The organism is Methylobacterium sp. DB0501, from assembly GCF_011043735.1.
GTDB lineage: Bacteria > Pseudomonadota > Alphaproteobacteria > Rhizobiales > Beijerinckiaceae > Methylobacterium > Methylobacterium alsaeris.
Genome location: NZ_JAAKGV010000017.1, coordinates 111,012 through 137,144, shown reverse-complemented (window position 1 = coordinate 137,144; position 26,133 = coordinate 111,012). Strand labels below are relative to the sequence as shown.

Genomic DNA, 26,133 nt, shown 5'->3' with positions numbered 1-26,133 from the left:
GCTCCCTCGCGGACGCTCGGGCGCCCGCGTCAGCGCCGGGTCGTCATCGCGTCGTCCTCATTGTCCCTTGGCGGCGATCGCCTCGGCCCAGGCGACGGAGCGGCGGGCCATCGGGATGTGCTGGCGCTCGAACATGCGGCCGTTGATCTGGATCGCGCCGCGCTTGGCGTTCTCCGGCCGCTCGAAGGCCTCGATCACGCTGCGGGCGACCGCGACCTCGGCCTCGGTCGGCGCGAAGGCGGTGTTGGCGAGCGTCACCTGGCTCGGATGGATCAGCGTCTTGCCGTCGAAGCCGAGCACCCGGGCCTGCTCGCATTCCTCGCGGCAGCCGTCGAGGTCGGAGAAGTTGTTGTAGACCCCGTCCAGGATGGTCAGGCCCTCGGCCCGGGCGCCGGCCAGCGCCGTCATCAGCCACGGCATCATCGGGGCGCGGCCGGGGACGATCTGCGTCCAGGTGTCCTTGGCGAGGTCGTTGGTGCCGAGCACGAAGCAGGTGAGCCGGGTGCCCGGATTGCGCCGCGCCGCGGCGATCGCCTGGATGTTGAGGATCGAGGCCGGAGTCTCGATCATCGCCCAGATCTTGATGCCGGCCGGCGCGTCGAGGGCCTCCAGCCGGTCGGCGATGCTCTCGAGCACCGCCGGGGAGGAGACCTTCGGCATCAGGATCGCGTCGGGCCGCGCCTCGATCGCGGCGCGCAGGTCCGCCTCGCCCCAGGGGGTCTGGGGAGCGTTGACGCGGATGATCAGCTCGCGGTCGCCGTAGCCGCCCTGGCGCACCGCGGCGCAGACCTGCTCGCGCGCCACCTCCTTGGCGTCCGGCGCGACCGCATCCTCGAGGTCGAGGATCAGGGCGTCGGCCGCCAGCGTGCGCGCCTTCTCGAGGGCGCGCTGGTTCGAGCCCGGCATGTAGAGCACGCTGCGGCGGAGGCGGAGGTCGATCATCGCGGACGTTTTCCTTACGGTCGTCCCCCTTGCTTAGTGCAGCGCCCGATCGCAGTGCAATCGCGCGCCGCATTGCGGCGCACCCCGACCCCGCCGCCTACTCGGCGGCGATGCGCCGGGGGCCGAGATCGAGGGCGGCGTGGCCGAGGGTCCCGGCCACCGCCGTCAGGGTGTGGGACAGGGCGTCGAAGCCGGGACGGGGCAGGAGCTTGCGCTCGTCCATGTAGAGGGCGCGGTTGACCTCGATCTGCAGGGCGTGGCGGCCGAGCGCCGGCTCGCCGTAATGCTCGGTGATGAAGCCGCCGGCATAGGGCTTGTTGCGCACCACCCGGAGGCCGTGGGCGCGGAACGCGGCCTCGGCGCAGTCGATCAGGTCCGGCGCGCAGGACGTGCCGAAGCGGTCGCCCAGCACCACGTCGACCGCCGGTCCCTCGTCGCGGGCGAGGCTGGTCGAGGGCATCGAGTGGCAGTCGATCAGCACCGCGTGGCCGAAGGTCCGTGCCGTGCGCGCCACCAGGTCCTTCAGGGCGCGGTGGTAGGGCTTGTACAGCTCCTCGATGCGCGCCAGCGCCTCCTCGACCGGCAGGCGGCCGCGATAGATCTCCTGGCCGTCCGCCACCACCCTGGGCACCGTGCCGAGGCCGCCCGCCACCCGCATCGAGCGGATGTTGACGAAGGGCGGCAGGCGCCCGTCGAACATCCGCGGGTCGAGCTCGTAGGGCTCGCGGTTCACGTCGAGATAGGCCCGCGGGAAGGCTGCCTGCATCAGGGGGGCGCCCAGGGCGACGACGGGCGCATAGAGCCGGTCGACGAAGGCGTCCTCCGAGCGGCGCAAGCCCACCGCGTCGAGCCGCGAGGCGGCGACGAAGGAGGCCGGGTAGACCGCCCCCGAATGGCCGGTGTTGTAGACGAAGGGCAGGGTCTGCCGCTCCGGCTCATCCACCCGGAAGGGCGGCGCGAACAGGCTGGCGGGAGAGACTCGGCTCATCCGGCCGCCCGGGGCAGGGGGCCGAGGGATACGCGATAGGCGGGAGGTGGTCGCACCGTCATCCGGCTAATCTGGCGTCCCGGCCCGGGCCTGTCCACTGCCGCGAGGGGGTGTGGCCCCGGCGAATCCCGCAGGGGGCAACCGCCCTCCGGGCGGCCGGCGTCAACACTCTGTTTACCAAGCGGCCGCTTTATGGAATGAACGCTCCGAATCGGTATCCGGGACTTTCGTTCATGAAGATCCTCCTCGCGGAAGACGACAACGACATGCGTCGCTTCCTCGCCAAGGCGCTCCAGAACGCGGGCTACGACGTGGCCTCGTTCGACAACGGGCTCTCGGCCTATAATCGCCTGCGCGAGGAGCCGTTCGAGCTCCTGCTCACCGACATCGTGATGCCCGAGATGGACGGCATCGAGCTGGCGCGCCGCGCCACCGAGCTCGACCCCGACATCAAGGTGATGTTCATCACCGGCTTCGCCGCGGTGGCGCTCAACCCCGATTCGAAGGCCCCGAAGGACGCCAAGGTCCTGTCGAAGCCGTTCCACCTGCGCGAGCTGGTGACCGAGGTCGAGAAGCTGATGGCGGCGTGACTCCCCGCTGGCGGCGCATGCCCCGGGCGCCTATATCGGGCGCTCCCTGGAGCCTCGCGCGAGCCGACGGATGCAGCCGGTCACGATCTACACCACCAGCTGGTGCCCCTATTGCTCGGCGGCGAAGTCGCTGCTGCAGGAGAAGGGCGTCGCCTTCACCGAGATCGACGTCGAGGCCAGGGCGGGCGCCCGCCGCGAGATGACCGACAAGGCCGGCGGGCGCACCAGCGTGCCGCAGATCTTCGTGGGCGAGACCCATGTCGGCGGCTGCGACGACCTCTACGCCCTCGACCGCTCCGGCCGCCTCGACCCGCTGCTCGCCGGCTGAATCCCTCCGCCCCCTGGCGGGGCGCGGCGGTTCGGGGCTATGGTTCCGGGACCCCTCGGAGTTGCAGCCCATGACCGCTCCCCGCTTCGTCGCCGCCTGCGTGCAGATGCGCTCCGGCCGCGACCCCGCGCAGAACCGCGACGCCGCGGTGGCGGGCATCCGCGAGGCGGCGGAACGCGGTGCGCATTACGTGCAGACCCCCGAGATGACGTCGCTCCTCGAGCGCGACCGGGAGAGCCTGTTCCGGAAGATCCGCGAGCCGGAGCACGATTCGACCCTCGGCGCGCTCCGCGACGTCGCCCGCGAGCGCGGGGTGGTCGTCCATGTCGGCTCGCTCGCCGTGAGGAACGGCGACAAGGTCGCCAACCGCGCCTTCGTGATCGACCGCGAGGGCGCGGTCCTCGCGGCCTACGACAAGCTCCACCTCTACGACGTCGATCTGCCGAACGGCGAGAGCTACCGGGAATCCGCCACCTATACCGGCGGCGCCCGGGCGGTCGTCGCCGACCTGCCCTGGGGCCGGCTGGGTGTCGCGATCTGCTACGACGTGCGTTTCCCCGCCCTCTACCGGGCGCTGGCCGAGGCCGGGGCCGAGATCCTGTCGGCGCCCGCCGCCTTCACCCGCCAGACCGGCGAGGCGCATTGGCACGTGCTGCAGCGCGCCCGGGCGATCGAGACCGGCTCGTTCATGATCTCGGCTGCGCAGGGCGGCCGGCACGAGGACGGGCGCGAGACCTACGGCCATTCCCTCATCGTCGATCCCTGGGGCCGGGTGCTGGCCGAGGCCGAGGGCAACGCCCCGGGCGTGATCCTGGCCGAGATCGACATGGCACTCGTGGCGGATGCCCGCGCCCGCATCCCGGCCCTGCGCCATGCCCGGCCGGTGACCGTCGAGGTCGCCCGACCTTAGGCCGCTTCTCAGCGGACCGGAATTCCGCCACATGGGACAGGTCATCGGAGGTCCGCAGCGTCGCACGGACCTCGCCGCCGCGCGCCCGACCACCGATATCCCGATCCATGATCCGCTACGCCCTGTCCTGCGATTCCGGCCACAGCTTCGAGAGCTGGTTCCCGTCGAGCGATTCCTACGATGAGCAGGCGCGGGCCGGCCTCGTGACCTGTCCGTTCTGCGACAGCCCGAAGGTCGCCAAGCGGATCATGGCGCCGTCGCTGGGCCGTGCCGCGACCCTGCCGGCCCCGGTCGAGGCGCCCGCCGCTGCGACGCCGGGCGTGCCGGCGGCACCCGCGGAGGCCCCGGTCAGCCTCGTCGCCGAGCCCGAGCGGCAACTGCGCGCGATGATCCGCGCCCTGCACGAGCACGTCGCCCGCACCGCCGACCATGTCGGCGCGGACTTCGCGGCCGAGGCGCGGCGGATGCATTACGGCGAGACCGAGCAGCGGGCGATCTACGGCGAGGCGAGCCTCACCGAGGCGCGCTCGCTCCTGGACGAGGGCATCGCGGTTCAGCCGCTGCCGGCCTTGCCGGACGATCGGAACTGAAGGGCGGTCGATCGAACTGGCGCACAGGCCGACATCCCTCCACGCCAGCCCGGAGGCCCGCCGCAGGCGAGAACCCGGGGTCGATGACAGCCGACGAGTTCCGGAACAGGCTGAGCGCGTCTCACCTCACCCGGCATCTCCGCCGTTGCGGATCCCGGGTTCCGCTGCGCGGCCCCGGGACACTCGCCAGGATCACCGGACCGGGATGACCGGGCCAAGACCGCCAGGAGGGTGGCAGGGCCGGTGCGCAGAGCGGTCCGCCGATAGGGCGCTCATTGCTCGTGCGCGTGTCAGCTTGCCAGAAGCAGCACCGACCTTTCGGCAGCCTCCAGCACCGCCTCCGCCACCGGCCCGAACGCCGCCCCCTCGCCGGCGCGGCGGGTGACGCCCATCACGACGAGGTCGTGATCGCCGGCCCTCGCCTGACGCAGGATCGCGCGCTCCGGCGTCCGGGTGGCATGCAGTTCAGTCCGCACCCGCAAGCCGGCCTGCTCGGCGAGATCGAGCACCTCGCGGAGCGCGACCGCGTCGCTCTGGCGCGGTCCGGCGAGACGGCGCCCGACCCCGTTGCCCTCGGACAGGAACAGCACCGTCAGCGGCGCGCCCGCGCCCCGCGCCAGGGTCACGGCGATCTCGGCGCCGCGGCGGGCGGCCTGGGTGCCGTCGACCACCGCCAGCACCGAGAGGGCGGCGCGCTCCGGGTCGGCGCGGTGGGCGCCCCGCGCCGCCGCCACCGCGAGGGGACCGTCGAACCGTTCCGCCGCTCCGGCCACCGCGTCGGCGAGGCCGCCCTCCGGCGCCACCGTCGGGTCGATGCCGACGATCAGGAGGTCGTAGCCCTTGGCGGCCTCCTCGCGCACGGCCTCCGCCGCGGGCTCGGGCCGCGCGAGCTCGGTGACCTCGACCGCACCGGTCTCCGGGTCCCGGGCTTCCTGCCGCGCGCCTTCCGCCGCCTGCGCCACCGTGCCGGACAGGACCGCATCGTCCGTCGCCTCGCCCCACCGGACCACCGTCACCGGCATCCCGCGCGAGCCGGCGACGAGCCCGGCGATCCGGGCGGCGAAGCGCCCCTTCGGCCCGTCATCGGCGGCGACCAGCAGGCGCTCGAGGTTGGCGACGAAGCCGCGCTCCTCCGCCGCCTCGTGCTCCAGCCGCTCCTTCTCCTCGCCCTTGAGCGGCAGGCGGTGGAGGGCCCAGCGCAGGGTGGGAGGCATCGCCAGGGTGGTGATCAGCGCCATCGCGACGATCATCGTGAACAGGTCCTGGCTCAGCGCCCCCATGCCGAGGCCGATCGAGGCGACGATCACCTCGGTCGAGCCGCGGGCATTCATGCCGCAGGCGAGCGCCAGGGATTCAGGGCTCCGCAGGCCCCCGAGCCGCCCGCCCGCGAAGGCGCCCGCGAACTTGCCCAGGCTCGCGATGGCGATGAGCCCGAGGGTGAGCAGCAGCAGGTGCGGGTCGCGCAGGATGGTGAGGTCGGCGCTCAGGCCCGCGAGGCCGAAGAAGATCGGCGCGAACAGGGCGGTGACGACGCCGCGCAGCTGCTCGTCGATCCGCCGGGTCAGGATCGGCGACTGGCCGACCAGCAGCCCGGCCACGAAGGCCCCCAGCACCGTGTGCACGCCGATGGCTTGCGTGATCAGCGCCATCACCCCCATCAGCACCAGGATCGCGGTGATCACCGCGGCCTCGCTGCGCAGCGAGTCGTTGGCCCAGCGGATCAGCCGGAAGACCAGGCGGCGCCCGACCGTGAGGCTGAGGGCCAGAAACACCAGGGTGCCGGCGAGGCTGCGGCCGACCGCCCACAGGTCGATGGCACCGGCCTGGGCCAGGCTGAAGATGACCGCGATGATCACCCAGCCGATCGTGTCGTCGATGATCGCCGAGGCGACGATGACCTGCCCGACGTTGCGGCGCAAAAAGTTCATCTCGCGCACCACCATCGCGACGATCTTGACCGACGAGATCGCGAGGGCGGTGCCGAGGAAGAGCGCCGTGACGAGGCGAAGCTCCGGATGCGGCAGCATCGCCTCGGGCAGGAACCACCCGAGCAGGAACCCGCAGGCGAAGGGCACGGCCACGCCGGTGACCGAGACGCTGAGCGCCGCACGCCGGACCTTGCGCACCAGGGCGAGGTCGGTCTCCATGCCGGTCATCAGCAGCAGGAGCAGGATCCCGAGCTGGGCGATGCCGTCGAGGAGCGCCCGCTGGTCGCGGCCGGGTGGAAACAGCCAGTGTTGCGCCTCCGGCCACAGGGCCCCGAGGAACGAGGGGCCGAGCAGGATGCCGGCCATGAGCTGGCCCATCACCGCCGGCTGGCCGATCCGCAGCATCGCCTCGCCGAGCAGGCGCCCGACGGTGAGGAGCAGCACGATCTGGACGAGGAGCACCACCTCGGACGGGCCGCCGGCCGCGCCGATCCCGGCGGCCTGCGCGGTGGCGGCGCTCGCGACGAACGCCAGGGCGGGGAGGGCGGTCCTCAGCCCGCCGAAGAGGGGCGACGAGGGCGCCGCGGGGCCGGTCTGTCGCGCTGTAATCTGTCGGCCCCTTCCGGTCGTGCGAGCGTCAACAGGAGGGTGCTACGCCGGTTCCGAACGGATCACCGGGCTGAGGCGAACCGCGCGGCCCCCGGCCGGGGGTGATGGGGCGGATAGGACCTCCCGAGGCGTCGGCGCGCCAGGCGCGGGACGTCGCCGGTCGTCGGCTCGGAGCCCCGCGCGCCCGCCCGTCGGTCGATCCGAACGACGAGGATTGCGGCGAGCGCCGCGCTCACCAGGCCGACCGTCAGGGCGGCGAGTCCGGCGGCGGCCGGACCGTCCTCGATCAGGAAGGTCGCCGCCGTCAGGCTGCCGCCGATCGCCGCCGTCAGGGTGAAGAACATCGTCTGGCTCCCGCATGCCGGGAGGAATGCGTCAAAGCCGGGCCGGTTCGTCCGACCCGCCGCCATGGTGTGCGGATCCTGAACGACATTGTGGAAAGCCGGGTGAGACTCTTTCTTAGGTGTCAGCGCCTAGTCTCGGCCGTGGTCAACCGTTCCTGAGTACCCGGCCGTGTCCCTGCGTACCAACCTCACCCTCGCGGCGATCGCGAGCCTCGGCTTCGCCGCGGTCTGCGCCGTCTGCTCGGCGCAGCTCGACCGCGAGCCGCCGCAGCTCGTCGCCGTCGCGAAACCCGCATCGCCCCTCGACGAGCCGGTCACCACCGGCTCGATCGTGCCGGCGCCCCCCGCCGCCAAGGTCGCTCGTCTGGCGAAGGTCGAGCCGAGACCGGAGCCGAAGAAGGATACCAAGAAGCCGAAGCCCGAGCCGGCCCTCGATTCCGAGCGCCTGGCGGCGCTGCTGGCCGAGCCGACGGTGATGAAGCCGAAGCGCTGAACCGCCCTCGGAGCCTTGTCCGACGACGTGGATCCCGCTGCGTCGAAGACCCACGCGACGGGATCGAGGACCGAAAAACTTTCGATCGCGCCGCGACCGGATGAGGCTCTACCGGCCGCGCAGGGCCCGCAGCGAGGCGGTCGCGGCCAGGGCCGCTAGGGCGAGCGAGATCAGGGCGTTGTAGCCGGCGAGCGAGATTCCGAGGAAGCGCCAGGCGGCGGCCGTGCAGTCGACCGGGCGGGTGGCTTCGAGGGATTTCAGGAAGTCGTTGACGCCGGCCGGCGCGGGTCCGGCACCGCCGCCGCAATCGCTCGGGCCGGGCCAGAACCCCCACTCGGCTCCGGCATGGTAGGCCCCGAGCCCGGCCCCGACCAGGAAGACGATCGCCACAAGCCCGAGCAGCGCGCCCGAGAGGCGGCGCGGCAGGAGAAGGGCGGCGGCGAGCAGCGGCAGGGCGAGGTAGTAGGGCTGACGCTCGGTCAGGCAGAGCTTGCACGGCACGTAGCCGAGGCCGTGCTGGAAGATCAGCGCACCGCCCACCGTGGCGGCGGCGCCGACGAGGAGCAGCAGGGCCGCCGGCCGGGGCGCGGTGAGGCGCCGGACGAGGACGTGAGCCGGAAGGGCATGAGCCGGAAAGGCCTGGGCCATGGACGTGCCTTCAGAACAGGTAGCGGAATCCGACGAAGCCGAGCACGCAGACCGCCCCGAACACCGCCGCCACGGCGTTCAGGTGCCGGTCGAGCACGGTGCGGATGCCGACGCCGTAGCGGCCGACGAGGCCCGCCAGGATGAAGAAGCGCAGACCCCGGGTGATCAGCGACAACACCACGAACCAGAACAGGTCGTAGCCGGCGAAGCCCGACGTGATGGTGACGAGCTTGTAGGGGATCGGGGTGAGGCCCTTGAGCAGGATCACCCAGTGGCCGTAATGCGCGTAGGCCTCCCGGAAGGAGTCGGCGCCCTTGTCGAGCCCGTAGAGGTGGAACAGCCAGGCGCCGAGCGAATCGTAGAGCAGCGCCCCGATGGCGTAGCCGGCGACCCCACCCGCCACCGAGGTCAGCGTCGCGATCAGCGCGTAGGTCCAGGCCTTCTCCGGCCGGGTCACCGCCATCGGCACCAGCATCACGTCCGGCGGGATCGGGAAGAACGAGCTCTCGGCGAAGGAGACCGCGCCGAGCGCGTAGGGGGCCGAGGGGCGCGCGGCGAGCGCGAGGATCCACTCGTAGAGGCGGCGCAGCATTGGTCTGGGAGAGCCCGTCTGATGAGGTGGGGCTCTTTGAGCACAGGATTGCGGCGCTGGCGAGAGCATCGGCGGCCACAGCGCCGAACGGACGACCGCCCCCGAAACGAAGGCGTGCGCGAAGCAGAACGTACGGCCGATCGTCGAAGCCCGGGTACGGAGACAGTCCGGACCGGCGCCATGACTCGGCCGAAAGGATTAAGCCCTTGCGCGAAAGCGGGTTTCTGCTTGACGAAACTGCGCGAATCCGTCCGATCCCCGAAACGACCGTCGTTCATCGATCGCGTCGAGTGTCCGCATCGAGTTTCACCGAGGCCCCGCGTGATGCCGCCCCTGCGCCCCATCCTCATCGCCGCGCTCATCGCCGCGGGCGCCGCTCCCGCCGCGGCCGACGATCTCGTCGCGCGCTGGCAGCGCGCCGATGCCGCCTGCGCCCTGCCGGTCTCGCCGCTGGCCGACCAGGCCTGCGAGGACCGCGACCGCTACGCCACGACGTTGCGCCGCCAGGGCTGGTGCGAAGCGCGCGCCACGACCGCCTACGATCATTGGGGCTGGCAGCGTTGCGCGCCCGCCGCGACGGCCCGGGTCACGCCCCGGCGCCGGGCCCGCCCGCACGCCTGATTCGTCCTGCAAACGGAGGATGCTCCGGCTCCCGGGGCGGTTGTAGGGTTGCGGCCTCTGGACCTCGACTCTCAAGCCCCGCCCGGCCCCCGCCACGGCGGGGCTTTTCTCGCGGCGCGAACGAACCCTCCCCCGCAGCAGAGGGGGAGGGTTTTCTCGCAGGCCCTGGACGATCGATTTCACGTGAGGCGCCGCCCGCCGAAGCGAGCGGCCAGACGTCCTACACCACCCGCAGCAGCACGTGCTTCTTGCGGCCGAAGGACAGCTTCACCACGCCCTCCGGGGTCACGTCGCCGGCGCCGATCACCGCGCGCTCGTCGGTGACCGGCGCGTCGTTGACCTTGAGCCCACCGCTCTTGACCTGCCGGCGCGCCTCGCTGGTCGAGGGGACGAGGGCCGCGTGATCCGGCCCGAAGGCCGAGAGCACGCCCAAGCCCGCCTCGATCGCGGCGCGGGGCACCTCGACGGTCGGCAGGCTCTGGGCGAGCGCGCCTTCCTCGAAGGTGCGCCGCGCGGTCTCGGCGGCGGCATCCGCCGCCTCGCGGCCGTGGAGGAGGGCGGTAGCCTCGGTCGCCAGCACCTTCTTGGCTTCGTTGATCTCCTGGCCGCCCAAGCTCTCGAGCCGCGCCACCTCGGCGAGGGGCATCAGGGTGAACAGGCGCAGGAAGCGGCCGACATCGGCATCCTCGGTGTTGCGCCAGAACTGCCAGTAATCGTAGGGGCTCAGCATGTCCGGGTTGAGCCAGACCGCGCCCGAGGCCGTCTTGCCCATCTTGGCGCCCGACGCCGTCGTCATCAGCGGGCAGGTCAGGGCGTGGAGCTGCGGCGTGCCGAGGCGCCGGCCGAGATCGATGCCGGTGACGATGTTGCCCCACTGGTCCGAGCCACCCATCTGCAGCGTCACGCCGTAGCGGCGGTTCAGCTCGGCGAAGTCGTAGGCCTGCAGGATCATGTAGTTGAATTCCAGGAACGACAGTTCCTGATCGCGCTCCAGCCGCAGCCGCACGCTGTCCATCGACAGCATCCGGTTGACCGAGAAGTGCCGGCCGATCTCGCGCAGCATCTCGATGTAGTTGAGCGTGGTCAGCCACTCGGCGTTGTCGGCCATCAGCGCCGCGTTGGCGCCGGTGCCGAAATCGAGGAAGCGCGAGAAGGTCTTGCCGATCTCGGCCTTGTTGGCCTCGATCTGGTCGAGAGTCAGGATCTTGCGGCTCTCGTCGCGGCCCGACGGGTCGCCGACGCGCGTGGTGCCGCCGCCCATCAGCGCCACCGGCTTGCCGCCGGTCGCCTGGAGCCAGTGCAGCATCATGATCGACAGCAGGTGGCCGATATGCAGCGACGGCGCCGTGCAATCGTAGCCGACATAGGCCGTCAGCCGGCCCTCGCGGGCGGCCTCGTCCACGCCCGCGAAATCGGAGCATTGGTGGACGTAGCCGCGCTCCAGGAGGACGCGGAGGAAGTCGGAACGCGGCGCGAAGTCGGTGGGCGCGGCCATGGAACTCTCGATCAGTCTCGTGAAGGCAATCTGCCGTGGGCTCGGCGACAGCGCGGCGCCGCCATGCTAGCTCCGTCGGATTCGGAACGGGTCGGTCCATAGCAAAGCCGGCCCCGAAAGGCACGGGGGCGATTCGGCATGACGATGCGGCGGGCGATCGGGCTGATGAGCGGCACCTCCCTCGACGGCGTCGACGTCGCGCTCATCGAGACCGACGGCGAGACGATCCGGGTCGAGCGCAGCCATAACGGCTACCTCGAGCCCCTGGGGCCGACGGGCTACCGCGCCTATTCCGACGACGACCGGGCGCTGCTGCGCCAGGCCCTCGTCGATGCGGAAGCCGTGACCGAGCGCAGCGAGCGGCCGGGCTGCCTGGGCGCGGCCGAGGAGCTGGTGACGCGGCTGCACGCCGAGGCGGTGGAGAATTTCCTGGCCGAGAACGGCCTGACCCCCGCCGAGATCGACGTGATCGGCTTCCACGGCCAGACCGTGGTGCACCGGCCCGACCAGAAGATGAGCGTGCAGATCGGCGACGGACGGGACTTGAGCCGCCGCCTCGGCATCAAGGTGGTGTCGGACCTGCGCCACGCCGACATCGAGGCGGGCGGGCAGGGGGCGCCGCTGGTGCCGGTCTTCCACCGGGCGCTGGCCCAGGCCTCGGGCTTCACCGAGAGCCTCGGCATCCTCAATATCGGGGGCGTGGCCAATGCCACCCTGATCGCCCGGGACGGCCGCATCCTCGCCTTCGATACCGGCCCCGGCAACGCGCTGATCGACGACTGGATGCGCGAGCGCACCGGCCACGCGCTGGACGACAACGGCCGCACCGCCGCCCGCGGCCGGCCCGACGAGCCGCTGCTGGCCTGGCTCCTGATCCACCCGTTCTTCTCGCGCCGGCCGCCGAAGTCGCTCGACCGCAACTGGTTCTCGCACAAGCTCGCCGGCCAGCTCTCGACCGAGGACGGCGCCGCGACGCTCACCGCCTTCACGGCGCGGGCCGTCGCCCGCGCCCTCGACCACGCCTCCGACCCGCCGGTCCGCTGGATCGTCGCCGGCGGCGGCGCCCGCAATGGCGAGTTGCTGCGCCAGCTCAACTACCACCTGCGCGCCGAGATCACGACCGCCGACGCGATCGGCTGGTCCTCCGCCTTCCTGGAAGCCCAGGCCTTCGCCTACCTGGCGGTGCGCTCGGTCGAGGGGCTGCCGATTACCTTCCCGTCGACGACCGGCGTGCGGGAGGCGATCGGCGGCGGGGTGCTGGCACGGCCGGACGAGTGACCCCGTCGCGCCGGGACGGCGCGACGGCGCGCGCGCCTGTCCGGTGCGGCACCGCAGGACGTTGCACGGACCCCGTCCCCGCCGCTAAGCGGGCGCGCATGAGCAGCACCTCCACCCTCAGCCTCGCACGCCCCGCGGCCTCCGTCGCGGCGGCCCCCCGGCCCCGCCGCGCGGTGCGGACCTGGCTCTTCGTCATGGCCGCCCTGGTGGTGGCGATGGTGGCGGTGGGCGGCGCGACGCGGCTGACCGGCTCCGGCCTGTCGATCACCGAGTGGAAGCCCGTCACCGGCGCGATCCCGCCGCTCTCGGGACAAGCCTGGGCAGAGGAATTCGCCAAGTACCAGGCGACGCCGCAATACCGGCTGCTCAACCAGGGCATGACCCTGTCGGAATTCCAGTTCATCTATGGTTGGGAATGGGGCCACCGGCTGCTCGGCCGCCTGATCGGCTTCGCCTTCTTCCTGCCGCTGCTGTTCTTCTGGTGGCGCGGCCAGCTCGACCGGCGCCTGTCCGTCAGCCTCCTCGGCCTCGGCCTCCTCGGCGGCCTGCAGGGGGCGGTCGGCTGGATCATGGTCGCCTCCGGCCTGCAGCCGGGCATGACGGCGGTGGCTCCGGTCAAGCTCGCCCTGCACCTGACGCTGGCGAGTGCGATCTATGCCGGCCTCGTCTGGCTCGCCTCCGGCCTCGACCGGCGGCGCGACGAGGCGGTGCCGGCGCGTGTCTCCGGCACGGCGCTCGCCCTGATGGCGCTGGTGCTGGTGCAGATCGCCCTCGGCGGCCTCGTCGCCGGCTCGAAGGCGGGGCTCACCTACAACACCTGGCCGCTGATGGATGGCGGGCTCGTCCCCGCAGGCCTGTTCTCCGGCTCGCCGTGGATCGAGAACTTCGTCGACAACGTCACCCTGGTGCAGTTCAACCACCGGCTCACCGCCTACGCGCTGCTGATCCTCGCGGTTCTCCACGCCGTCGACGTCCGGCGCACCCTGCCGGGCACCGGCGCGGCGCGGCGGGCCACGGCGCTCGTCGGCCTCGTCGCCGCGCAGGCGGCGCTCGGCATCATTACGCTGCTGCTGGTCGTACCGCTCTGGGCGGGCCTCGCCCACCAGGTCGCCGCGATGCTGGTGCTCGGCATGGCGACCGCCCATGCCCGACTCTGCCGCGCCCCCGCCCGGGCGGCCTTGCGGGCGGTCTGAGTGTCGCGGGAACGTTCGTCCCACGTTCATGCTTCCGCTTTAGTCTCGTTCGACCGGGAGGCCGTCTCCCGGAGTCGCGGAGCGGAGGCCCGATGTCTGCGCAGGAGCCAGCCCTGGACGTACCCTCAGCCCTGAACGCGCGCTTCGCGCCCGACGGGCGCCCCTTGAGCCTCGCCTGGACCTACACGCCCCGCGAATTGATGGCGGACGGCGTCGTGCACGTGGTCGGCGTGAGCCTGGGCGTGATCGGCGCCCTGGCGCTGACGATCAGCGCCGCCCTCTCGAACCTCGCCGTCTCCGAGAAGATCGCGGTCGGCGTCTATGCCGCCGGCCTGGTGGCGATGCTCGGTACCTCGGCGGCCTACAACATGTGCCCGGTCGGCCGGCTGAAATGGCGCCTGCGCCGGGCCGACCACGCCACCATCTTCCTGATGATCGCCGGCACCTACACGCCACTCGTGACCCTGGTCGGCACCGACAGCTTCGCCTTCGGGCTGCTCGGCGGGATCTGGCTCGTGGCGGTGGCGGGCGCCGCGGTGAAGCTGACCCTGCCGGGACGCTTCGACCGGCTGGCGATCGCGCTCTACCTGGCCTTGGGCTGGAGCGGCATCATGGCCTACGAATCGGTGATCGCCGCCCTGTCGCCGCCGGCCCTGTGGCTGCTCGGCGCCGGCGGCCTGCTCTACTCGCTCGGGGTCATCTTCCACGTCTGGCGGCAATTGCCGTTCCAGAACGCGATCTGGCACGGCTTCGTGCTGGCGGCGGCCGCCTGCCATTACGGGGCGGTGTTCCGGAGCGTGCTCGACGCGGGGACGTGAGGGACACGCGATCCCCCCCGGTCGAGTACGATTGCGGGATCGGTCAGTGGCCGGGTCGGAGCCGGGCTCGGGTCAGAGCCGGGCGGACCGCGTATCGCCGCTCAGGGCGAGCCGCACGCCCAGGCCGACCATCACGAGACCGGTGAACCGCTCCTGCCAGGCGATCAGGCCCGGATGGCGCGCCAGCCATCCCCCGATGCTTCCGGCCCCGACTGCGACGGCGGCCAGCACCGTGAAGCCGGACAGTTTCTGGATGCCGCCGAGCAGCAGCAATTGCGCGGCCACCGGCCAGCCGTTCGTCGGATCGACGAATTGCGGCAGGAAGGCCAGCATGAACATCAGGGGCTTCGGATTGGTGAGGTTGCTCACCATACCTTCGCGCAACGCGGTCCAATCCGACACGGGACCGGCCGCCCTGGCCGACACGTCGCGCTGCCCGGCCCGCGTGAGGATCCTGATCCCGAGCCACACGAGATAGGCCGCGCCGGTCCAGCGCAGGATCGCGAAGGCGACGGGGGATGCCTGCATGAGGGATGCGACGCCCAGCGCCAGGAGAGGCAGCTGGACGGCAGCGGCCAGGATCGTCGCGCCGGTCGCGGCCAGCAAGGCGACGCGGCGCCCCTGGCCGACCCCGCGCCCGAGAATGAGCAGCATATCCGGCCCGGGCGACATCTGGAGAGCGAGGACGGCGACGTAGAACGTCGCAAAGGTCGCGAGGCTGATCATCGCTCATGCGGACTTTTATGGATCGACGATCCATCCTGTCCCAGCGTCATGCCCGCTGCAAGCCAGATACGACGCCGCAATCCTTGTCACAGCGGCATCGGGGCAATTCCATGTCAGCCCGAACAAAGTCCCTGGCAAGGAGAGCGGATGCCGATCGAAGGCAGGGATGGACGGCAGCAGCGCGCGGCGGAGCCACGCGCGACCGGAGATGCCGACTATCCGGGCAACCGCTCTAGAACGGCGTGTAATCCCCGCCATCCGTGATCGTGTCGAGCGCCCGCTCGATCGACGTCACGGCGTCCAGCACCATCTGCACCGTGCGCTCGGTCTCCCCCCGCGGCCGGCCGAGGAAGGCGGCGCGGGCGCCGATGTCGTGCAGCTGCTCGGCGATCGTCACCAGATCGGAGACGACCGACGCGGTGGCGCGGGCGGCGGCATCGGGCGCCGGACGCGGGCGCAGCAGGGGAACGACGTTGCTCATCGGCCCGGACTCTCGCGCAAAGCTCCCGACTCCGCCAGCCGGAGAATCGCAGCCCTCCACACATTCCGCCGAACGCGGCGCGGGGGGCACAGGGGAGGGGTTTGCGGCGGTGGGCGGCGCCCGGCGCCTTGACGGGCGGTCGGGAGCCGGGCACCCCGGAAGCTCTGTCAGCGCCAGACGCCCGGCAACGGCGCCCCGAGTGCAAGACGCCCGAGAGAATCAGGACCGATCCATGCGTTTCCTTCGTGTCGCCGCGGCGCTCACCCTCGCGGGCCTCGCCGCCGCCTGCACCAGCGCCGGCGACCCGCGCGGCACCGGCCTCGCCGAGACCTTCGACACCAAGAACTACGTGCGCTCGAACGACACCAACGGGACGCAGCGCCGCCCCGACGTCAACCGTGCCTTCACCCAGCCGTCGATCCCGAGCATCTCGAACCGCGGCTTCTGACCGAATCGGGCCCGGCGGCCAGCCGCCGGGCCTCCGCTCTCAGCGCCCGCGGAACAGCGGGTGCTCGACCTTGTCGCCCGCGTGCAGCCCGAGGCGCGCGGCGGTGCCGGCATTGAGCTCGAGCACGCCCAGCACCGGCTCGCCCGATTCGATGGTGCGGGTCGAGAGCGGCTCGGTATCGCTGGCGATGCGCGCCACCGTGCCGTTGGGGCGGATGAACAGCATGTCGAGCGGCAGGTAGGTGTTCTTCATCCACATCGCCACCGGGGCGTTGCGCTCGAAGTCGAACAGCATGCCGCGATCCGGCGCCATGGTACGGCGGAACATCAGGCCCTGAGCGCGCCCGGCATCGTCGCGCATCACCTCGACCTGGAAGGTGTGGCGGCCGGAGCGCGAGACGATCGTCAGCGGCTCGAACGGGCCGTCGGCGAGGGCGGCCGACGGCGCGAGCGCCGGCAGCAGCAGCAGGACGAGCGCGGCGAGGAGGCGGCGCGGCGAGGCGGCGAGGGGCCGTGCGAGGCGGAGCGACATGACGCGTGAGCTAGCGCATTGTCCGACGAAAGGGATGGGAATTCACCGCCGGAAACACCGGCGAATCCAAAATGTGACCGGTCCCCGGCCCAAACGAGGGGATCAATGGGAGGAGGGCGGCCCCGCTTCGGTCAGCAGGCGCACCTCGGCGGCCATCAGGCCCTTCGAGCCGTCGCCGTAGCGCACCATGACGTGCTCGCCGGGCTTGAGCTCGGCGATGCCGTAGCGCCGGAGGGTCTCCATGTGGACGAAGATGTCCGGCGTGCCGTCGCCACGGCTCAGGAAGCCGAAGCCGCGCAGGCGGTTGAACCACTTCACGACCGCGGTCTCGAGCCCGCTCGTCGGCACCACGGTGACGTGGGTGCGCGGCATCGGCAGCTCGGCCGGGTGGGTCGCCGTCGTCTGGTCGAGGGAGATGACCCGGAAGGCCTGCCAGCCGCGGGTGCGCTGCACCGCCTCGACGACGATGCGGGCGCCCTCGCTGGCGCTCTGGTAGCCGTCGCGGCGCAGGCAGGTGACGTGGAGCAGCACGTCGGCCGCGCCGCTATCCGGCACGATGAAGCCGAAGCCCTTGGCGACGTCGAACCATTTGATGCGGCCGCTGACCTCGACGAGTTCGGTCGGGCGCTCCGCTGCGGCGTCGAGCCCGGACCGGATGTCGCGCGCGCTCTCCCCGAACGCGCCCGCCAGCCGCTCCCCGGCCGTGGCTGAACCGTACTCGTCCGACATCGTAAGCAACCCACTCGAATCGCGTCGCGCGCTTCCCCATCAGATTAACGAAGTCATGACTCCGGGGAAGCCCAAATCCGCCGAGTTGAGACTCCTCCCGGGTGATGTCCCTCACCGAATTCGCCTCCCTGCCGCGCATTCTGCAATCCCGGGAGGCAGGTTCCGAGGGCGCCGCGCTTCGGTTGTGGCGCGGAAGGGGGATCCGCGTCCCGCACTGCGCGTTTTCGCCGCAGGGGCGGGCAGGGGCGTCGGCCTCGGCTATGAGGGCGCCGGGAGACCCTCTTGCGTCACCCGTGTCCGAGCCCGCTTCCGGAGAGCCGCGATTCAGACCCCGATGCCCCCCGCGACGCCCCGCCGCCTCGCGCTCGTCGATCTCGCCCGCGGCGTCGCCCTTGCGGCGATGACCCTCTACCACGTCACCTGGGATCTCGGCTTCCTGCGGCTGACGCCCGAGAACGCCGCCCTCTCCCCGGTCGGGCGCGCGGCGGCGCACGGCATCGCCGGCAGCTTCCTGGCGCTGGTCGGGGTGAGCCTCGTCCTGGCACGGGGCCGGGGCGGCTGGCGCCCGTATCTCGCGCGGCTCGGGCGCATCGCCCTCGCTGCGGCGGCGATCTCGCTCGCGACCTTCTGGCTGTTTCCCGGCGCCTGGATCTTCTTCGGCATCCTGCACTGCATCGCCCTGTCGAGCGTGCTGGCCCTGCCGGCGCTGGCGGCGCCGCTGCCGGTGGTCGGGCTCGCGGCGGCCCTTTTCCTCGCCGGACCGACGCTCGCGGCGCTCGCCGGCGCGCCGGCCTTTCTCGATGCGCCGGGGCTGCTGTTCCTCGGGCTCGGCGCCACGGTGCCGACCTCGAACGACTACGTACCGCTCTTCCCCTGGTTCGGCTTCGTGCTGGCGGGTGTCTGCCTCGGCCGGCTCGGGCGCGGGCGGCTCGCGGCCTCGCGGCTCGGGGCGTGGGCGCCGCGCAGCGCACCGGCGCGGGTCGCGGCGGCGGCCGGGCGGCACAGCCTCGCGGTCTATCTCGTGCACCAGCCGCTGCTGCTCGGGCTGCTCTACGGGGTCGCGGCGCTCACCGGGCCGCATCCGCGGGCGGGGGAGGCGTCGTTCCTGCGCGAGTACCGGGCGAATTGCGCCGAGGCCGGCGGCAGCGCGGCGGTCTGCCGGGTGGCGGCGCGCTGCGTGCTGGTGCGACTGCGCGGCGAGGGCCTGTGGCGGGCGGGCGACGGCTACACGGCGGAGGAGCAGGCCCGGGCGATCACGGTGTCCCGGGCCTGCTTCCGGGAGGCGGGCGGGGGCTGAAAGCCCCGACCCGATGCCCGGGCGATCGGTCCTCGGGGATCAGTCCTTGGCGCGCTCGACGTAGGAGCCGTCCGCCGTCATCACGACGATGCGGGTGCCGGTGCCGATATGCGGCGGCACCAGGGTCCGGATGCCGTTCGACAGGGTGGCGGGCTTGTAGGACGAGGAGGCGGTCTGGCCCTTGGTCACCGGCTCGGTGTCCGTCACCTCGAGGGTGACGCGCTGCGGCAGCTCGAGCGCCAGCGGCACGCCGTTATGGGTCGAGAGCATCACCGCCATGCCCTCCTGGAGGTAGGGGGCCTGATCGCCGATCACGTCCTCCGGCACCGCGAGCTGCTCGTAGGATTCGGGGTTCATGAAATGGTACCCCTCGCCGTCGCTGTACAGGAAGGTGTGCTCCCGGTCCTCGACATAGGCGCGCTCGACCTGCTCGGTGGTGCGGTAGCGCTCCGAGACCTTCACGCCGTCGGTGATCCGGCGCATGTCGAGCTGGGTGACCGGGGTGCCCTTGCCGGGGTGGATGTTCTCGGCGGAGAGGATCACGTAGAGCCGGCCGTCCTTGTCGACGACGTTGCCTTTGCGGAGTGAGCTGGCGATGACCTTCGGCACGGGGCGAATCCTGACCTGGAAGCGTTGACAGAGAGCGGCGGCGTCCGCCAAGCCGCGCACGTTCGCGCGCCGCGCCGGCAGAGGATGCCTTCCGGCCCGCCCTATCGCATCTCAGGCGCGACCGCCAGTCGCCCGCCACCCGATCGATGTCCGCACCATGACCTCCGCCACATGACTCGCGCCTCGCCCTGGTGGGCCCCCCACGTCCATGCCGACCGCCGGCCGCGGCTCCTCGCGCGCAACCGCGTCGTCGCAGCGCTACGGGCCTGGTTCGCCGAGCGGGACTTCGTCGAGATCGAGGCCGCCGCCCTCCAGGTCTCGCCCGGGAACGAGGCGCATCTGTCCGCCTTCGCCACCACGGCGATCGGGCCGGACGGGCTGCCGCACCCGCTCTACCTGCACACCTCGCCGGAATTCGCCTGCAAGAAGCTCCTGGCGGCGGGCGAGACGCGGCTGTTCAGCCTCGGCCCCGTCTACCGCAACCGCGAGCGCGGGGCCCTGCACCAGCCCGAATTCACCATGCTCGAATGGTACCGGGCGGGCGAGACCTACGACAGCCTGATGGGCGACTGCGCCGCCTTGCTGGCGCTGGCCGCCGAGACCGCCGGCGCCAGGAGCTTTGCCTGGCGCGGGATCGAGGCCGACCCGTTCGCGGCGCCGGAGCGGCTCACCGTGGCGGAGGCCTTCCGGCGCCATGCCGGCATCGACCTCCTGGCGACGGTGGCGCCGGATGCCGGGACCGACCGGCCGGCGCTGGCCGCCGCGCTCACGCAGGCCGGCCTCCGCACCGCCCCCGACGATACCTGGTCCGACCTGTTCAGCCGCGTCATGGTCGAGCGGATCGAGCCGGCGCTCGGCCGCGGCCGGGCGACGATCCTGTGCGAGTACCCGATCCCGGAAGCCGCGCTCGCCCGGCCGAGCCCCGCCGACCCGCGGGTGGCGGAACGCTTCGAGCTCTATTGCTGCGGCGTCGAACTCGCCAACGCCTTCGGGGAACTGACCGACGCGGCCGAGCAGCGCCGGCGCTTCTCCGCCGAGATGGACGAGAAGGAGCGCGTCTACGGCGAGCGCTATCCTCTCGACGAGGACTTCCTGGCGGCGCTGGCGCAGATGCCGGAGGCGAGCGGGATCGCGCTCGGCTTCGACCGGCTCGTCATGCTGGCGACCGGCGCCCGCCGGGTCGACGAGGTGATCTGGACGCCGGTCGCCGACCATCCCGATGCCCAGGGGGCCCGGTGAGCGGGTCGATCCGCAATGCGGCCGGGCTCGCGGAGAGCGGCCTGGTGCCGGCGGAGCGGCTCCCGGCCCTCGAACGGGTGGCGGCGCGCTACGCCGTGTCGATCACCCCCGAGATCGCCGGGCTGATCGCCGACGCGGATGACGGCATCGGCCGCCAGTTCGTGCCGCGGGCGGAGGAACTGGTCACCGCCCCCGAGGAGCGGGCCGACCCGATCGGCGACGAGACCCATTCGCCCCTGCCCGGCATCGTCCACCGCTACCCCGACCGGGTGCTGCTCAAGCCCCTCCACGTCTGCCCGGTCTATTGCCGCTTCTGCTTTCGCCGCGAGGTGGTGGGGCCGGAGGGGCAGGGCAGCCTCACCGACGCGGAGCTCGATGCGGCCCTCGCCTACATCGCCGCCCGGCCGGAGATCTGGGAGGTGGTGGTCACCGGCGGCGATCCCCTGGTGCTGTCGCCCCGGCGCCTCGGCCGCATCGCCTCCGGCCTGAGGGACATCCCGCATGTCCGGGTGCTGCGCCTCCATACCCGCGTGCCGGTGGTCGATCCGGGCCGGGTCGACGACGGCCTGGTCGCGGCGCTGAAGCGCTTCGAGGGCGCGGTGTTCGTGGCGCTCCACGCCAACCATCCGCGGGAATTCTCGGGCAGCGCCCGCGCGGCGATCGCCCGGCTCGTCGATGCCGGGATCCCGATGGTGAGCCAGTCGGTGCTGCTCGCCGGCGTCAACGACGATTCCGACACGCTCGCCGCCCTGATGCGCGCCTTCGTCGAGAACCGGGTCAAGCCCTATTACCTGCATCACGGCGACCTCGCCCCGGGCACCGGCCACCTGCGCACCACGCTCGATCACGGCCAGGCGCTGGTGCGTCGCTTGCGCGGCCGGGTCTCGGGACTGGCGCAGCCGACCTACATCCTCGACATCCCGGGCGGATACGGCAAGGTTCCGGTGGGCCCGGGCTACCTGACCGGCGGCCCGGCGGGCTGGACCGTCGCCGACCCGACGGGCCGGGAACACGCCTACCCGCCGATATCGGAGGAGGAGACGCCATGCGCAGGCTCTGGGGACGGCTGAGCTCCGTCAACGTGCAGAAGGCGGTGTGGGGACTCGAGGAGCTGGGGCTTGCTTACGAGCGGGTCGAGGCCGGCGGCGCCTTCGGGCGGGTGCGCGATCCGGACTACCTGGCGCTCAATCCCAACGGCCTCGTGCCGGTGATGGAGGAGGACGGCTTCGTCCTCTGGGAATCGAACGCGATCCTGCGCTACCTCGCCCGCGGCCACGGCGCGGGGAGCCTGTGGCCGGAGGATCCGCGGGACGCCGCCCTCGTCGACCAGTGGCTCGACTGGCAGGCGACCCGCTTCACGCCCGCGACCCGGGACGCGTTCTGGCAGACCGTGCGCATGCCGGCCGAGCAGCGCGACCCGGCGGCCATCGACCGCTCGGTGGCGGCCTCGGAGGAGTGCGCGGCGATCCTCGACGCGCACCTGATGGGGCGTCCCTTCATGGTCGGCGACCGCTTCACCGCGGCCGACATCGCGGCCGGCGCCGCGGCGCATCGCTGGCTCCACCTCGACGTGCCGCGCGTCGAGCGGCCGGCCTTGCAGGCCTGGTACGAGCGGATCAGGGCGCGGCCGGCGGCGGGCGCGGCGCTGCCGCCGTTGAGCTGAGCCTCGGCGAGGGCCATGCATCCCGAGGCGTGGCCGCCCGGCCCCGGATCGGCTAAGCCGAGTTCGCAGAGGCGGCCGCCGGTTCCGCGATAAAAATCTGCGGCGAGACAAGAACCTAGGCGGATGAGGCGTTGGCCTGCCGACGCGAGTCTGCTTAGGTCTCGCCCCGTCCCTTTTCCCCACACGCCCCCGAAGGCCCGATGCCGCTCGACAAGACGCTCCTCGACGCCCTGCAGGCCGTCACCACCGCCACCCTCACCACGGTGCTCCTGAAGAAGGGCATCCGCCGCTGCTGGATGCGCGGGCCGATGCCCCGCTTCGCCGCCGGGCAGCGGGTGGTCGGCCCGGCCTTCACCTTACGCTTCGTGCCGGCCCGCGAGGACCTGGCGACGCCCGAATCCTGGTCGAGCCCGACCTCGACCCGGGCGGCGATCGAGGCGATGCCCGAGGGTTGCATCGCGGTGGTCGACGCGATGGGGGTGCAGGATGCCGGCATCTTCGGCGACATCCTGTGCGCCCGGATGAAGAAGCGCGGCGTCGCGGCGCTCGTCACCGACGGCGTCGTGCGCGACGGCGAGGGCGTCGACGGCACCGGCCTGCCGGTCTGGTGCTCCGGCGTGGCGGCGCCGGCCTCGGTGTCGGGCCTGACCTTCGTCGGCTGGGGCGAGCCGGTCGGCTGCGGCGGCGTCGCGGTCTATCCAAATGACATCGTGGTGGCCGACGGCGACGGCGCGGTGCTGATCCCGGCGGCTTTGGCCGAGGAGGTGGCGCTGGCCGCCGTCGAGCAGGAGCGCCTCGAGCTCTGGATCATGCGGGAGGTCGACAAGGGCGTCGCCCTGCCGGGCCTCTATCCGCCGAACGCCGAGACCCGCGCCCGCTACGAGGCCGAGACCAGCAAGGCCTGATCCGAGCCCGAGCCGGGACGATCCCGGTGTTCTTCGTGCTCTCGAAGGTGCTGTGGTTCCTCACGGCACCGTCGAACCTGCTCCTGCTCCTGGTTCTCGCCGGGGCAGGGCTCGCGGGTTCAGGACGTTCCTTGCGCTGGCGGCGCCTCGGCCTCGGGCTCGTCGCCGGCGCCGGCCTCGTCCTCCTGGTCGGCGGGGTCTCGCCGCTCGCCTCCCTGGTCTTCGGCCCGCTCGAGAACCGCTTCCCGGAATTCCGCGACGACGGCGCACCGCTCGCCGGCATCGTGGTGCTCGGCGGCGCGGTCGAGACCGGGCTGTCGGCTGCCCGCAAGCAGCTCGTCGTCAACGACGCCGGCGAGCGCATGATCGCGCTCGGCGACCTCGCCCGGCGCTATCCGCAGGCGACGGTGGTGTTTTCCGGCGGCTCCGGCCGGCTCACCGGCGACGGCGCGGTGTCCGAATCGGACATCGTCCGGCGCCACGCCGCCTCGCTCGGCGTCGCGCCGGAGCGGATCACCTACGAGGACCGCTCCCGCAACACCCGCGAGAACGCCGCCTTCAGCGCCGAACTGGTCACGCCGAAGCCCGGCGAGCGCTGGCTCCTCGTCACCTCGGCCTGGCACATGCCGCGGGCGGTGGGCTGCTTCCGGCGGGCCGGCTTCACGGTGACCGCCTACCCGGTCGATTACCGCACCGGGCCCGGCGCCGTCGCGCTCCATTCGACGGCCGGGGACGGGCTGTTCGAGCTGGACGTCGCGGTGCGCGAATGGCTCGGCCTCGTGGCGTACCGGGCGTCGGGCTACACCGAGTCGGTGTTTCCGGCGCCCTGATCCGCCGATCGCGGCAGCGACAGCCGGTAGACCCCGCGAAAATCGTCCGGATCGTCCACCACCTTGCCCTTGCGCAGGATGGCGATGCGGCCCTGCTTCATCAGGCGCACCGCCTGGCGGCGGACCGGCTGCATCAGGGGGCCCCAGCCGTCCGGATGGGGGCCGCCGAGGGCGCGAGCGACCTCGGAGGGGCAGACGGTCTTGTCGGCCCCGCGTTCGGTGACGAGGCGCATCAGGGTGAGTTCGAGCTCGAAATCGTCAGGGATCATCGTGGTCCTGCAGGGCCCGGCGGGCGTCGGAGGCGAACTGGCGCTGCCACATCACGGTGAGCACCATCGCGGTGGTGACGAACAGCACATAGGCGCTGACGAACCACCCGAGATACGCGAGGGCGAAGAAGAACGCACGCTGGCCGCGGTTGAAGTGGCCGCCCGCCACCACGTTCATGGCGGCCGCCCGCCGCGCCGCCCGCTCGATCGCCGCCGGGTCGCCCTCCCGCGGCGGCACCGCGCCGATCAGGATGGCGCCGTAATTGAACAGCCGGTAGGCCCAGGCGAACTTGAAGAAGGCGTAGACGAAGATCAGGGCGAGGCCCGCGACCTTGATCTCCCACACCGCCCGGGTCATCGGCGCGCCGAAGGGCAGGGTGGAGAACAACGTGAGCGCGTCGTCGGCGGAGCGCGACAGGGTCAGCGCGCTCCCCAAGGCGATCAGCGCCGTCGAGGCGAAGAAGGCGGTGCCGTTCTGCAGGGAGGCGTTGATGGTGGTGTCCACCACCCGGTTCTCGCGCACGATCTGCTGGTCGGCCCAGGCGTGGCGATAACGGTTCATCATGCCGTTGAGGCTGCGCTTGCCGCCCGACAGGTGCTCGACCGCGTAGGAATAGCCCCACCACGCCGCCAGGAAGCAGAGGAGGGCGGCGAGGTCGAGGAGCGAGAAGCTGTTCAGGCCCAGATCCGGGTGCATGCCGGGTCCCGTCAGGCGGTCGGCAGGATCTGCACGCCGCGTGCGGCCGCGGCCGCCTCGCCGACCGTCAGCTCCGCCACAGGCAAATCCTGCACCTGCAGATCCTGGACCCGGGCGCCGGGCGGTCCCTCGCGGCAGGCCTCGATCATCGCCGCCACGGCCTCCTCCGGCCCGGCGAGATGCGCCTCGACGCTGCCGTCCGGCCGGTTGCGCACGGTGCCGGCGAGGCCCCGCGCCTCGGCGACGCCCTTGGTCCAGGCCCGGTAGCCGACGCCCTGGACCCGGCCCCGGACGACGATTGCCACGCTGCGCTGCCCGCTCACGATCCTCCGCTCCCCGAATGGTTTCCGACCGGGCGGGGTCTAGAGCATTTCCCCGCGCCAAGGGAGAGGAAAGGGAGAGAAGCGGCGTCAGGCGCTCGCGGCGACGAGCGGGCGGATCGCGGCGACCGAGCGCGGCGCCGGGGCGCGCAGGCGCACCAGCTCGGCGAGCGGCACGAAGGCGTCCGGAGCGGCGCCGCCGACCCGGGTGCCGAAGCCCAGCGCGAAGGAGAGGGTGAGCTTGCGGTCGGGCGCGATGCCGAAGGCCTGGAGCGCGGCCGAGAACGCCTCGCGGAAGCTGCGCACGCCGCACCAGCTCTTCTCCGAGAGGTGAAGCGGCCATTCCCAGTAGCCGTCCGGCCGGCGGGCGCTCAAGGCGTCGCGGTCGATGAAGTAGCCGGTCTCCCGGTGCTCGAGCCCGTCCGCGTGGAGGCGCCAGTCCCGGTTCTCGAACAGCGGGGCAGCCTCGGCCGCGACGTCGTCCAGGCGGGTGGTCTCCATGCCGGTCTCCCCAGGTTCCGCTGCGACGCCGCGCCGCCTCCCGGGTCGGATCATCGTGTGGAACATTTCCGGAACACTGGTCTGATTTGCACAGGCCGTCAACAGGTTTCGGCGGAACTTTCGCGGGGCGGGACGCGGTTGCCAAAGGCTGCCCCGGATGCCACCTCAGCCGGATGAGAGCGAGGAACGAGATGGAGCGCAGCCGCAAGGGGCAGGAGCCGGAGTCCCGGGAGGTGGGATCGGACGTCGAGGCGCTCAAGCGGCTCGAGGCGTTGCAGCCGGCCTATGAGCGCCTGCGCGCCGACCGGATCCGGGCCGAGAGCGACGTCGAGCGCCTGACCGCCGAGCTGGCCGCCGCCCGGGCCCAGGCCCGCGAGGAACTCGGCACCGACGACGAGGCCGAGATCCGCCGGATGATCGAGGAGGCGCGGGCCGAGAATGCCCGCCGGGTCGAGGCCTTCGCGCAGTCGCTCCGGGCGGTGCAGGACCGGCTCGACGCCCTCGATGCGGGCCGCTGACGC

Annotated in this window: 33 protein-coding genes; 17 read left to right on the top strand and 16 right to left on the bottom strand. The window is 72.2% G+C overall.

Translation table 11 applies throughout. The annotated features are described in order from the left end of the window. Positions 1-57: 57 nt before the first annotated feature. A complete protein-coding gene (locus G4G93_RS23590; protein ID WP_165087782.1) occupies positions 58-942 on the bottom strand; it encodes a CoA ester lyase in 885 nt (294 codons plus the stop codon). Positions 943-1,039: 97 nt separating this feature from the next. Continuing rightward, positions 1,040-1,930, bottom strand: coding sequence for an N-formylglutamate amidohydrolase (locus tag G4G93_RS23585; RefSeq protein WP_165087780.1), 891 nt, complete (start codon positions 1,928-1,930; stop codon positions 1,040-1,042). 233 nt (positions 1,931-2,163) lie between these two features. Here G4G93_RS23585 and cpdR point away from each other — a divergent pair, with 233 nt between their 5' ends. From cpdR to G4G93_RS23565, 4 genes are all read left to right on the top strand, one after another. Then, complete coding sequence (gene cpdR / locus G4G93_RS23580) at positions 2,164-2,520, top strand: cell cycle two-component system response regulator CpdR (RefSeq protein ID WP_048427828.1); 357 nt, start codon at positions 2,164-2,166, stop codon at positions 2,518-2,520. A 70-nt stretch (positions 2,521-2,590) separates the two neighbouring features. Beyond that, a complete protein-coding gene (gene grxC, locus G4G93_RS23575) occupies positions 2,591-2,848 on the top strand; it encodes a glutaredoxin 3 (protein WP_165087777.1) in 258 nt (85 codons plus the stop codon). Between the two features lie 70 nt (positions 2,849-2,918). Further along, the gene (locus G4G93_RS23570; RefSeq protein ID WP_165087774.1) at positions 2,919-3,758 is read left to right on the top strand and encodes a carbon-nitrogen hydrolase family protein; all 840 of its coding nucleotides are present in this window, start codon (positions 2,919-2,921) and stop codon (positions 3,756-3,758) included. 107 nt (positions 3,759-3,865) lie between these two features. Beyond that, positions 3,866-4,348, top strand: a complete 483-nt coding sequence (locus G4G93_RS23565) for a DUF1178 family protein (protein ID WP_165087771.1) — start codon at positions 3,866-3,868, stop codon at positions 4,346-4,348. A 290-nt stretch (positions 4,349-4,638) separates the two neighbouring features. Here the strand turns inward: G4G93_RS23565 and G4G93_RS23560 are convergent, their stop codons facing one another. Further along, on the bottom strand, positions 4,639-6,831 hold the full coding sequence (locus G4G93_RS23560) for a cation:proton antiporter (protein WP_165087960.1): 2,193 nt from the start codon (positions 6,829-6,831) through the stop codon (positions 4,639-4,641). 116 nt (positions 6,832-6,947) lie between these two features. Then, the gene (locus tag G4G93_RS23555; RefSeq protein WP_165087768.1) at positions 6,948-7,229 is read right to left on the bottom strand and encodes a hypothetical protein; all 282 of its coding nucleotides are present in this window, start codon (positions 7,227-7,229) and stop codon (positions 6,948-6,950) included. 169 nt (positions 7,230-7,398) lie between these two features. Here G4G93_RS23555 and G4G93_RS23550 point away from each other — a divergent pair, with 169 nt between their 5' ends. Next, positions 7,399-7,722, top strand: a complete 324-nt coding sequence (locus tag G4G93_RS23550; RefSeq protein ID WP_165087766.1) for a hypothetical protein — start codon at positions 7,399-7,401, stop codon at positions 7,720-7,722. Between the two features lie 108 nt (positions 7,723-7,830). Here the strand turns inward: G4G93_RS23550 and G4G93_RS23545 are convergent, their stop codons facing one another. Both G4G93_RS23545 and G4G93_RS23540 read right to left on the bottom strand, forming a co-directional pair. Further along, positions 7,831-8,370 (bottom strand): disulfide bond formation protein B, encoded by a 540-nt coding sequence (locus G4G93_RS23545; protein ID WP_165087763.1) that lies wholly within the window; start codon positions 8,368-8,370, stop codon positions 7,831-7,833. A gap of 10 nt (positions 8,371-8,380) precedes the next feature. Next, positions 8,381-8,962: a YqaA family protein gene (locus G4G93_RS23540; protein WP_165087760.1), complete on the bottom strand. Its 582-nt coding sequence runs from the start codon at positions 8,960-8,962 to the stop codon at positions 8,381-8,383. 324 nt (positions 8,963-9,286) lie between these two features. On the opposite strand from G4G93_RS23540, the gene G4G93_RS23535 reads away from it, so the two are divergent. Next, positions 9,287-9,583, top strand: coding sequence for a hypothetical protein (locus tag G4G93_RS23535; protein WP_165087757.1), 297 nt, complete (start codon positions 9,287-9,289; stop codon positions 9,581-9,583). A gap of 220 nt (positions 9,584-9,803) precedes the next feature. Here the strand turns inward: G4G93_RS23535 and tyrS are convergent, their stop codons facing one another. Beyond that, the gene (gene tyrS, locus G4G93_RS23530; RefSeq protein ID WP_165087754.1) at positions 9,804-11,078 is read right to left on the bottom strand and encodes a tyrosine--tRNA ligase; all 1,275 of its coding nucleotides are present in this window, start codon (positions 11,076-11,078) and stop codon (positions 9,804-9,806) included. A gap of 138 nt (positions 11,079-11,216) precedes the next feature. Here tyrS and G4G93_RS23525 point away from each other — a divergent pair, with 138 nt between their 5' ends. From G4G93_RS23525 to trhA, 3 genes are all read left to right on the top strand, one after another. Then, positions 11,217-12,356, top strand: coding sequence for an anhydro-N-acetylmuramic acid kinase (locus G4G93_RS23525; protein WP_206289971.1), 1,140 nt, complete (start codon positions 11,217-11,219; stop codon positions 12,354-12,356). Between the two features lie 98 nt (positions 12,357-12,454). Continuing rightward, on the top strand, positions 12,455-13,549 hold the full coding sequence (locus G4G93_RS23520) for a COX15/CtaA family protein (protein ID WP_165087751.1): 1,095 nt from the start codon (positions 12,455-12,457) through the stop codon (positions 13,547-13,549). A 92-nt stretch (positions 13,550-13,641) separates the two neighbouring features. Further along, entirely contained in the window at positions 13,642-14,367 is a 726-nt protein-coding gene (gene trhA / locus G4G93_RS23515; protein ID WP_165087749.1) for a PAQR family membrane homeostasis protein TrhA, read from the top strand. A 72-nt stretch (positions 14,368-14,439) separates the two neighbouring features. Here the strand turns inward: trhA and G4G93_RS23510 are convergent, their stop codons facing one another. After that, positions 14,440-15,093 (bottom strand): LysE family translocator, encoded by a 654-nt coding sequence (locus G4G93_RS23510; protein ID WP_165087746.1) that lies wholly within the window; start codon positions 15,091-15,093, stop codon positions 14,440-14,442. A 232-nt stretch (positions 15,094-15,325) separates the two neighbouring features. Beyond that, positions 15,326-15,574, bottom strand: coding sequence for a hypothetical protein (locus G4G93_RS23505; RefSeq protein ID WP_109959306.1), 249 nt, complete (start codon positions 15,572-15,574; stop codon positions 15,326-15,328). A gap of 232 nt (positions 15,575-15,806) precedes the next feature. Between G4G93_RS23505 and G4G93_RS23500 the strand changes: the two genes are divergently transcribed. Further along, positions 15,807-16,022: a hypothetical protein gene (locus G4G93_RS23500; protein ID WP_165087743.1), complete on the top strand. Its 216-nt coding sequence runs from the start codon at positions 15,807-15,809 to the stop codon at positions 16,020-16,022. A gap of 39 nt (positions 16,023-16,061) precedes the next feature. On the opposite strand, the gene G4G93_RS23495 is transcribed toward G4G93_RS23500, so the two are convergent. Both G4G93_RS23495 and G4G93_RS23490 read right to left on the bottom strand, forming a co-directional pair. Next, the gene (locus G4G93_RS23495; RefSeq protein ID WP_165087740.1) at positions 16,062-16,553 is read right to left on the bottom strand and encodes a DUF192 domain-containing protein; all 492 of its coding nucleotides are present in this window, start codon (positions 16,551-16,553) and stop codon (positions 16,062-16,064) included. Positions 16,554-16,655: 102 nt separating this feature from the next. Next, entirely contained in the window at positions 16,656-17,282 is a 627-nt protein-coding gene (locus tag G4G93_RS23490) for a cold-shock protein (RefSeq protein WP_165087737.1), read from the bottom strand. A gap of 334 nt (positions 17,283-17,616) precedes the next feature. Between G4G93_RS23490 and G4G93_RS23485 the strand changes: the two genes are divergently transcribed. Beyond that, a complete protein-coding gene (locus tag G4G93_RS23485; protein WP_165087734.1) occupies positions 17,617-18,579 on the top strand; it encodes a DUF1624 domain-containing protein in 963 nt (320 codons plus the stop codon). A 39-nt stretch (positions 18,580-18,618) separates the two neighbouring features. Here G4G93_RS23485 and efp read toward each other — a convergent pair whose 3' ends face one another. After that, positions 18,619-19,188 carry an elongation factor P gene (gene efp, locus G4G93_RS23480; protein WP_165087731.1) on the bottom strand — a complete coding sequence of 190 codons (570 nt, stop codon included), beginning with the start codon at positions 19,186-19,188 and terminating at the stop codon, positions 18,619-18,621. 171 nt (positions 19,189-19,359) lie between these two features. Between efp and epmA the strand changes: the two genes are divergently transcribed. From epmA to G4G93_RS23455, 5 genes are all read left to right on the top strand, one after another. Further along, the gene (gene epmA / locus G4G93_RS23475) at positions 19,360-20,427 is read left to right on the top strand and encodes an EF-P lysine aminoacylase EpmA (protein WP_165087728.1); all 1,068 of its coding nucleotides are present in this window, start codon (positions 19,360-19,362) and stop codon (positions 20,425-20,427) included. Next, positions 20,424-21,497, top strand: a complete 1,074-nt coding sequence (locus G4G93_RS23470; RefSeq protein WP_165087725.1) for a lysine-2,3-aminomutase-like protein — start codon at positions 20,424-20,426, stop codon at positions 21,495-21,497. Before epmA ends, G4G93_RS23470 begins: the two co-directional genes overlap by 4 nt. Next, positions 21,473-22,090, top strand: coding sequence for a glutathione S-transferase family protein (locus G4G93_RS23465; protein ID WP_165087722.1), 618 nt, complete (start codon positions 21,473-21,475; stop codon positions 22,088-22,090). Before G4G93_RS23470 ends, G4G93_RS23465 begins: the two co-directional genes overlap by 25 nt. A 200-nt stretch (positions 22,091-22,290) precedes the next feature. Further along, on the top strand, positions 22,291-22,995 hold the full coding sequence (locus tag G4G93_RS23460; RefSeq protein ID WP_165087720.1) for a ribonuclease activity regulator RraA: 705 nt from the start codon (positions 22,291-22,293) through the stop codon (positions 22,993-22,995). Positions 22,996-23,021: 26 nt separating this feature from the next. Further along, positions 23,022-23,825 carry a YdcF family protein gene (locus tag G4G93_RS23455; RefSeq protein WP_165087717.1) on the top strand — a complete coding sequence of 268 codons (804 nt, stop codon included), beginning with the start codon at positions 23,022-23,024 and terminating at the stop codon, positions 23,823-23,825. Here G4G93_RS23455 and G4G93_RS23450 read toward each other — a convergent pair. The 4 genes from G4G93_RS23450 to G4G93_RS23435 form a co-directional block, all read right to left on the bottom strand. Then, positions 23,795-24,094 (bottom strand): DUF3253 domain-containing protein, encoded by a 300-nt coding sequence (locus G4G93_RS23450; RefSeq protein ID WP_165087714.1) that lies wholly within the window; start codon positions 24,092-24,094, stop codon positions 23,795-23,797. The genes G4G93_RS23455 and G4G93_RS23450 overlap by 31 nt on opposite strands. Continuing rightward, entirely contained in the window at positions 24,084-24,791 is a 708-nt protein-coding gene (locus tag G4G93_RS23445; protein WP_165087711.1) for a DUF599 domain-containing protein, read from the bottom strand. Before G4G93_RS23445 ends, G4G93_RS23450 begins: the two co-directional genes overlap by 11 nt. An 11-nt stretch (positions 24,792-24,802) precedes the next feature. Further along, positions 24,803-25,114, bottom strand: coding sequence for an acylphosphatase (locus tag G4G93_RS23440; RefSeq protein ID WP_165087708.1), 312 nt, complete (start codon positions 25,112-25,114; stop codon positions 24,803-24,805). Between the two features lie 87 nt (positions 25,115-25,201). After that, the gene (locus G4G93_RS23435) at positions 25,202-25,612 is read right to left on the bottom strand and encodes a hypothetical protein (protein WP_165087705.1); all 411 of its coding nucleotides are present in this window, start codon (positions 25,610-25,612) and stop codon (positions 25,202-25,204) included. A gap of 191 nt (positions 25,613-25,803) precedes the next feature. Here G4G93_RS23435 and G4G93_RS23430 point away from each other — a divergent pair, with 191 nt between their 5' ends. Continuing rightward, positions 25,804-26,130: a hypothetical protein gene (locus G4G93_RS23430; protein WP_165087702.1), complete on the top strand. Its 327-nt coding sequence runs from the start codon at positions 25,804-25,806 to the stop codon at positions 26,128-26,130. The last annotated feature ends 3 nt before the right edge of the window (positions 26,131-26,133 follow it).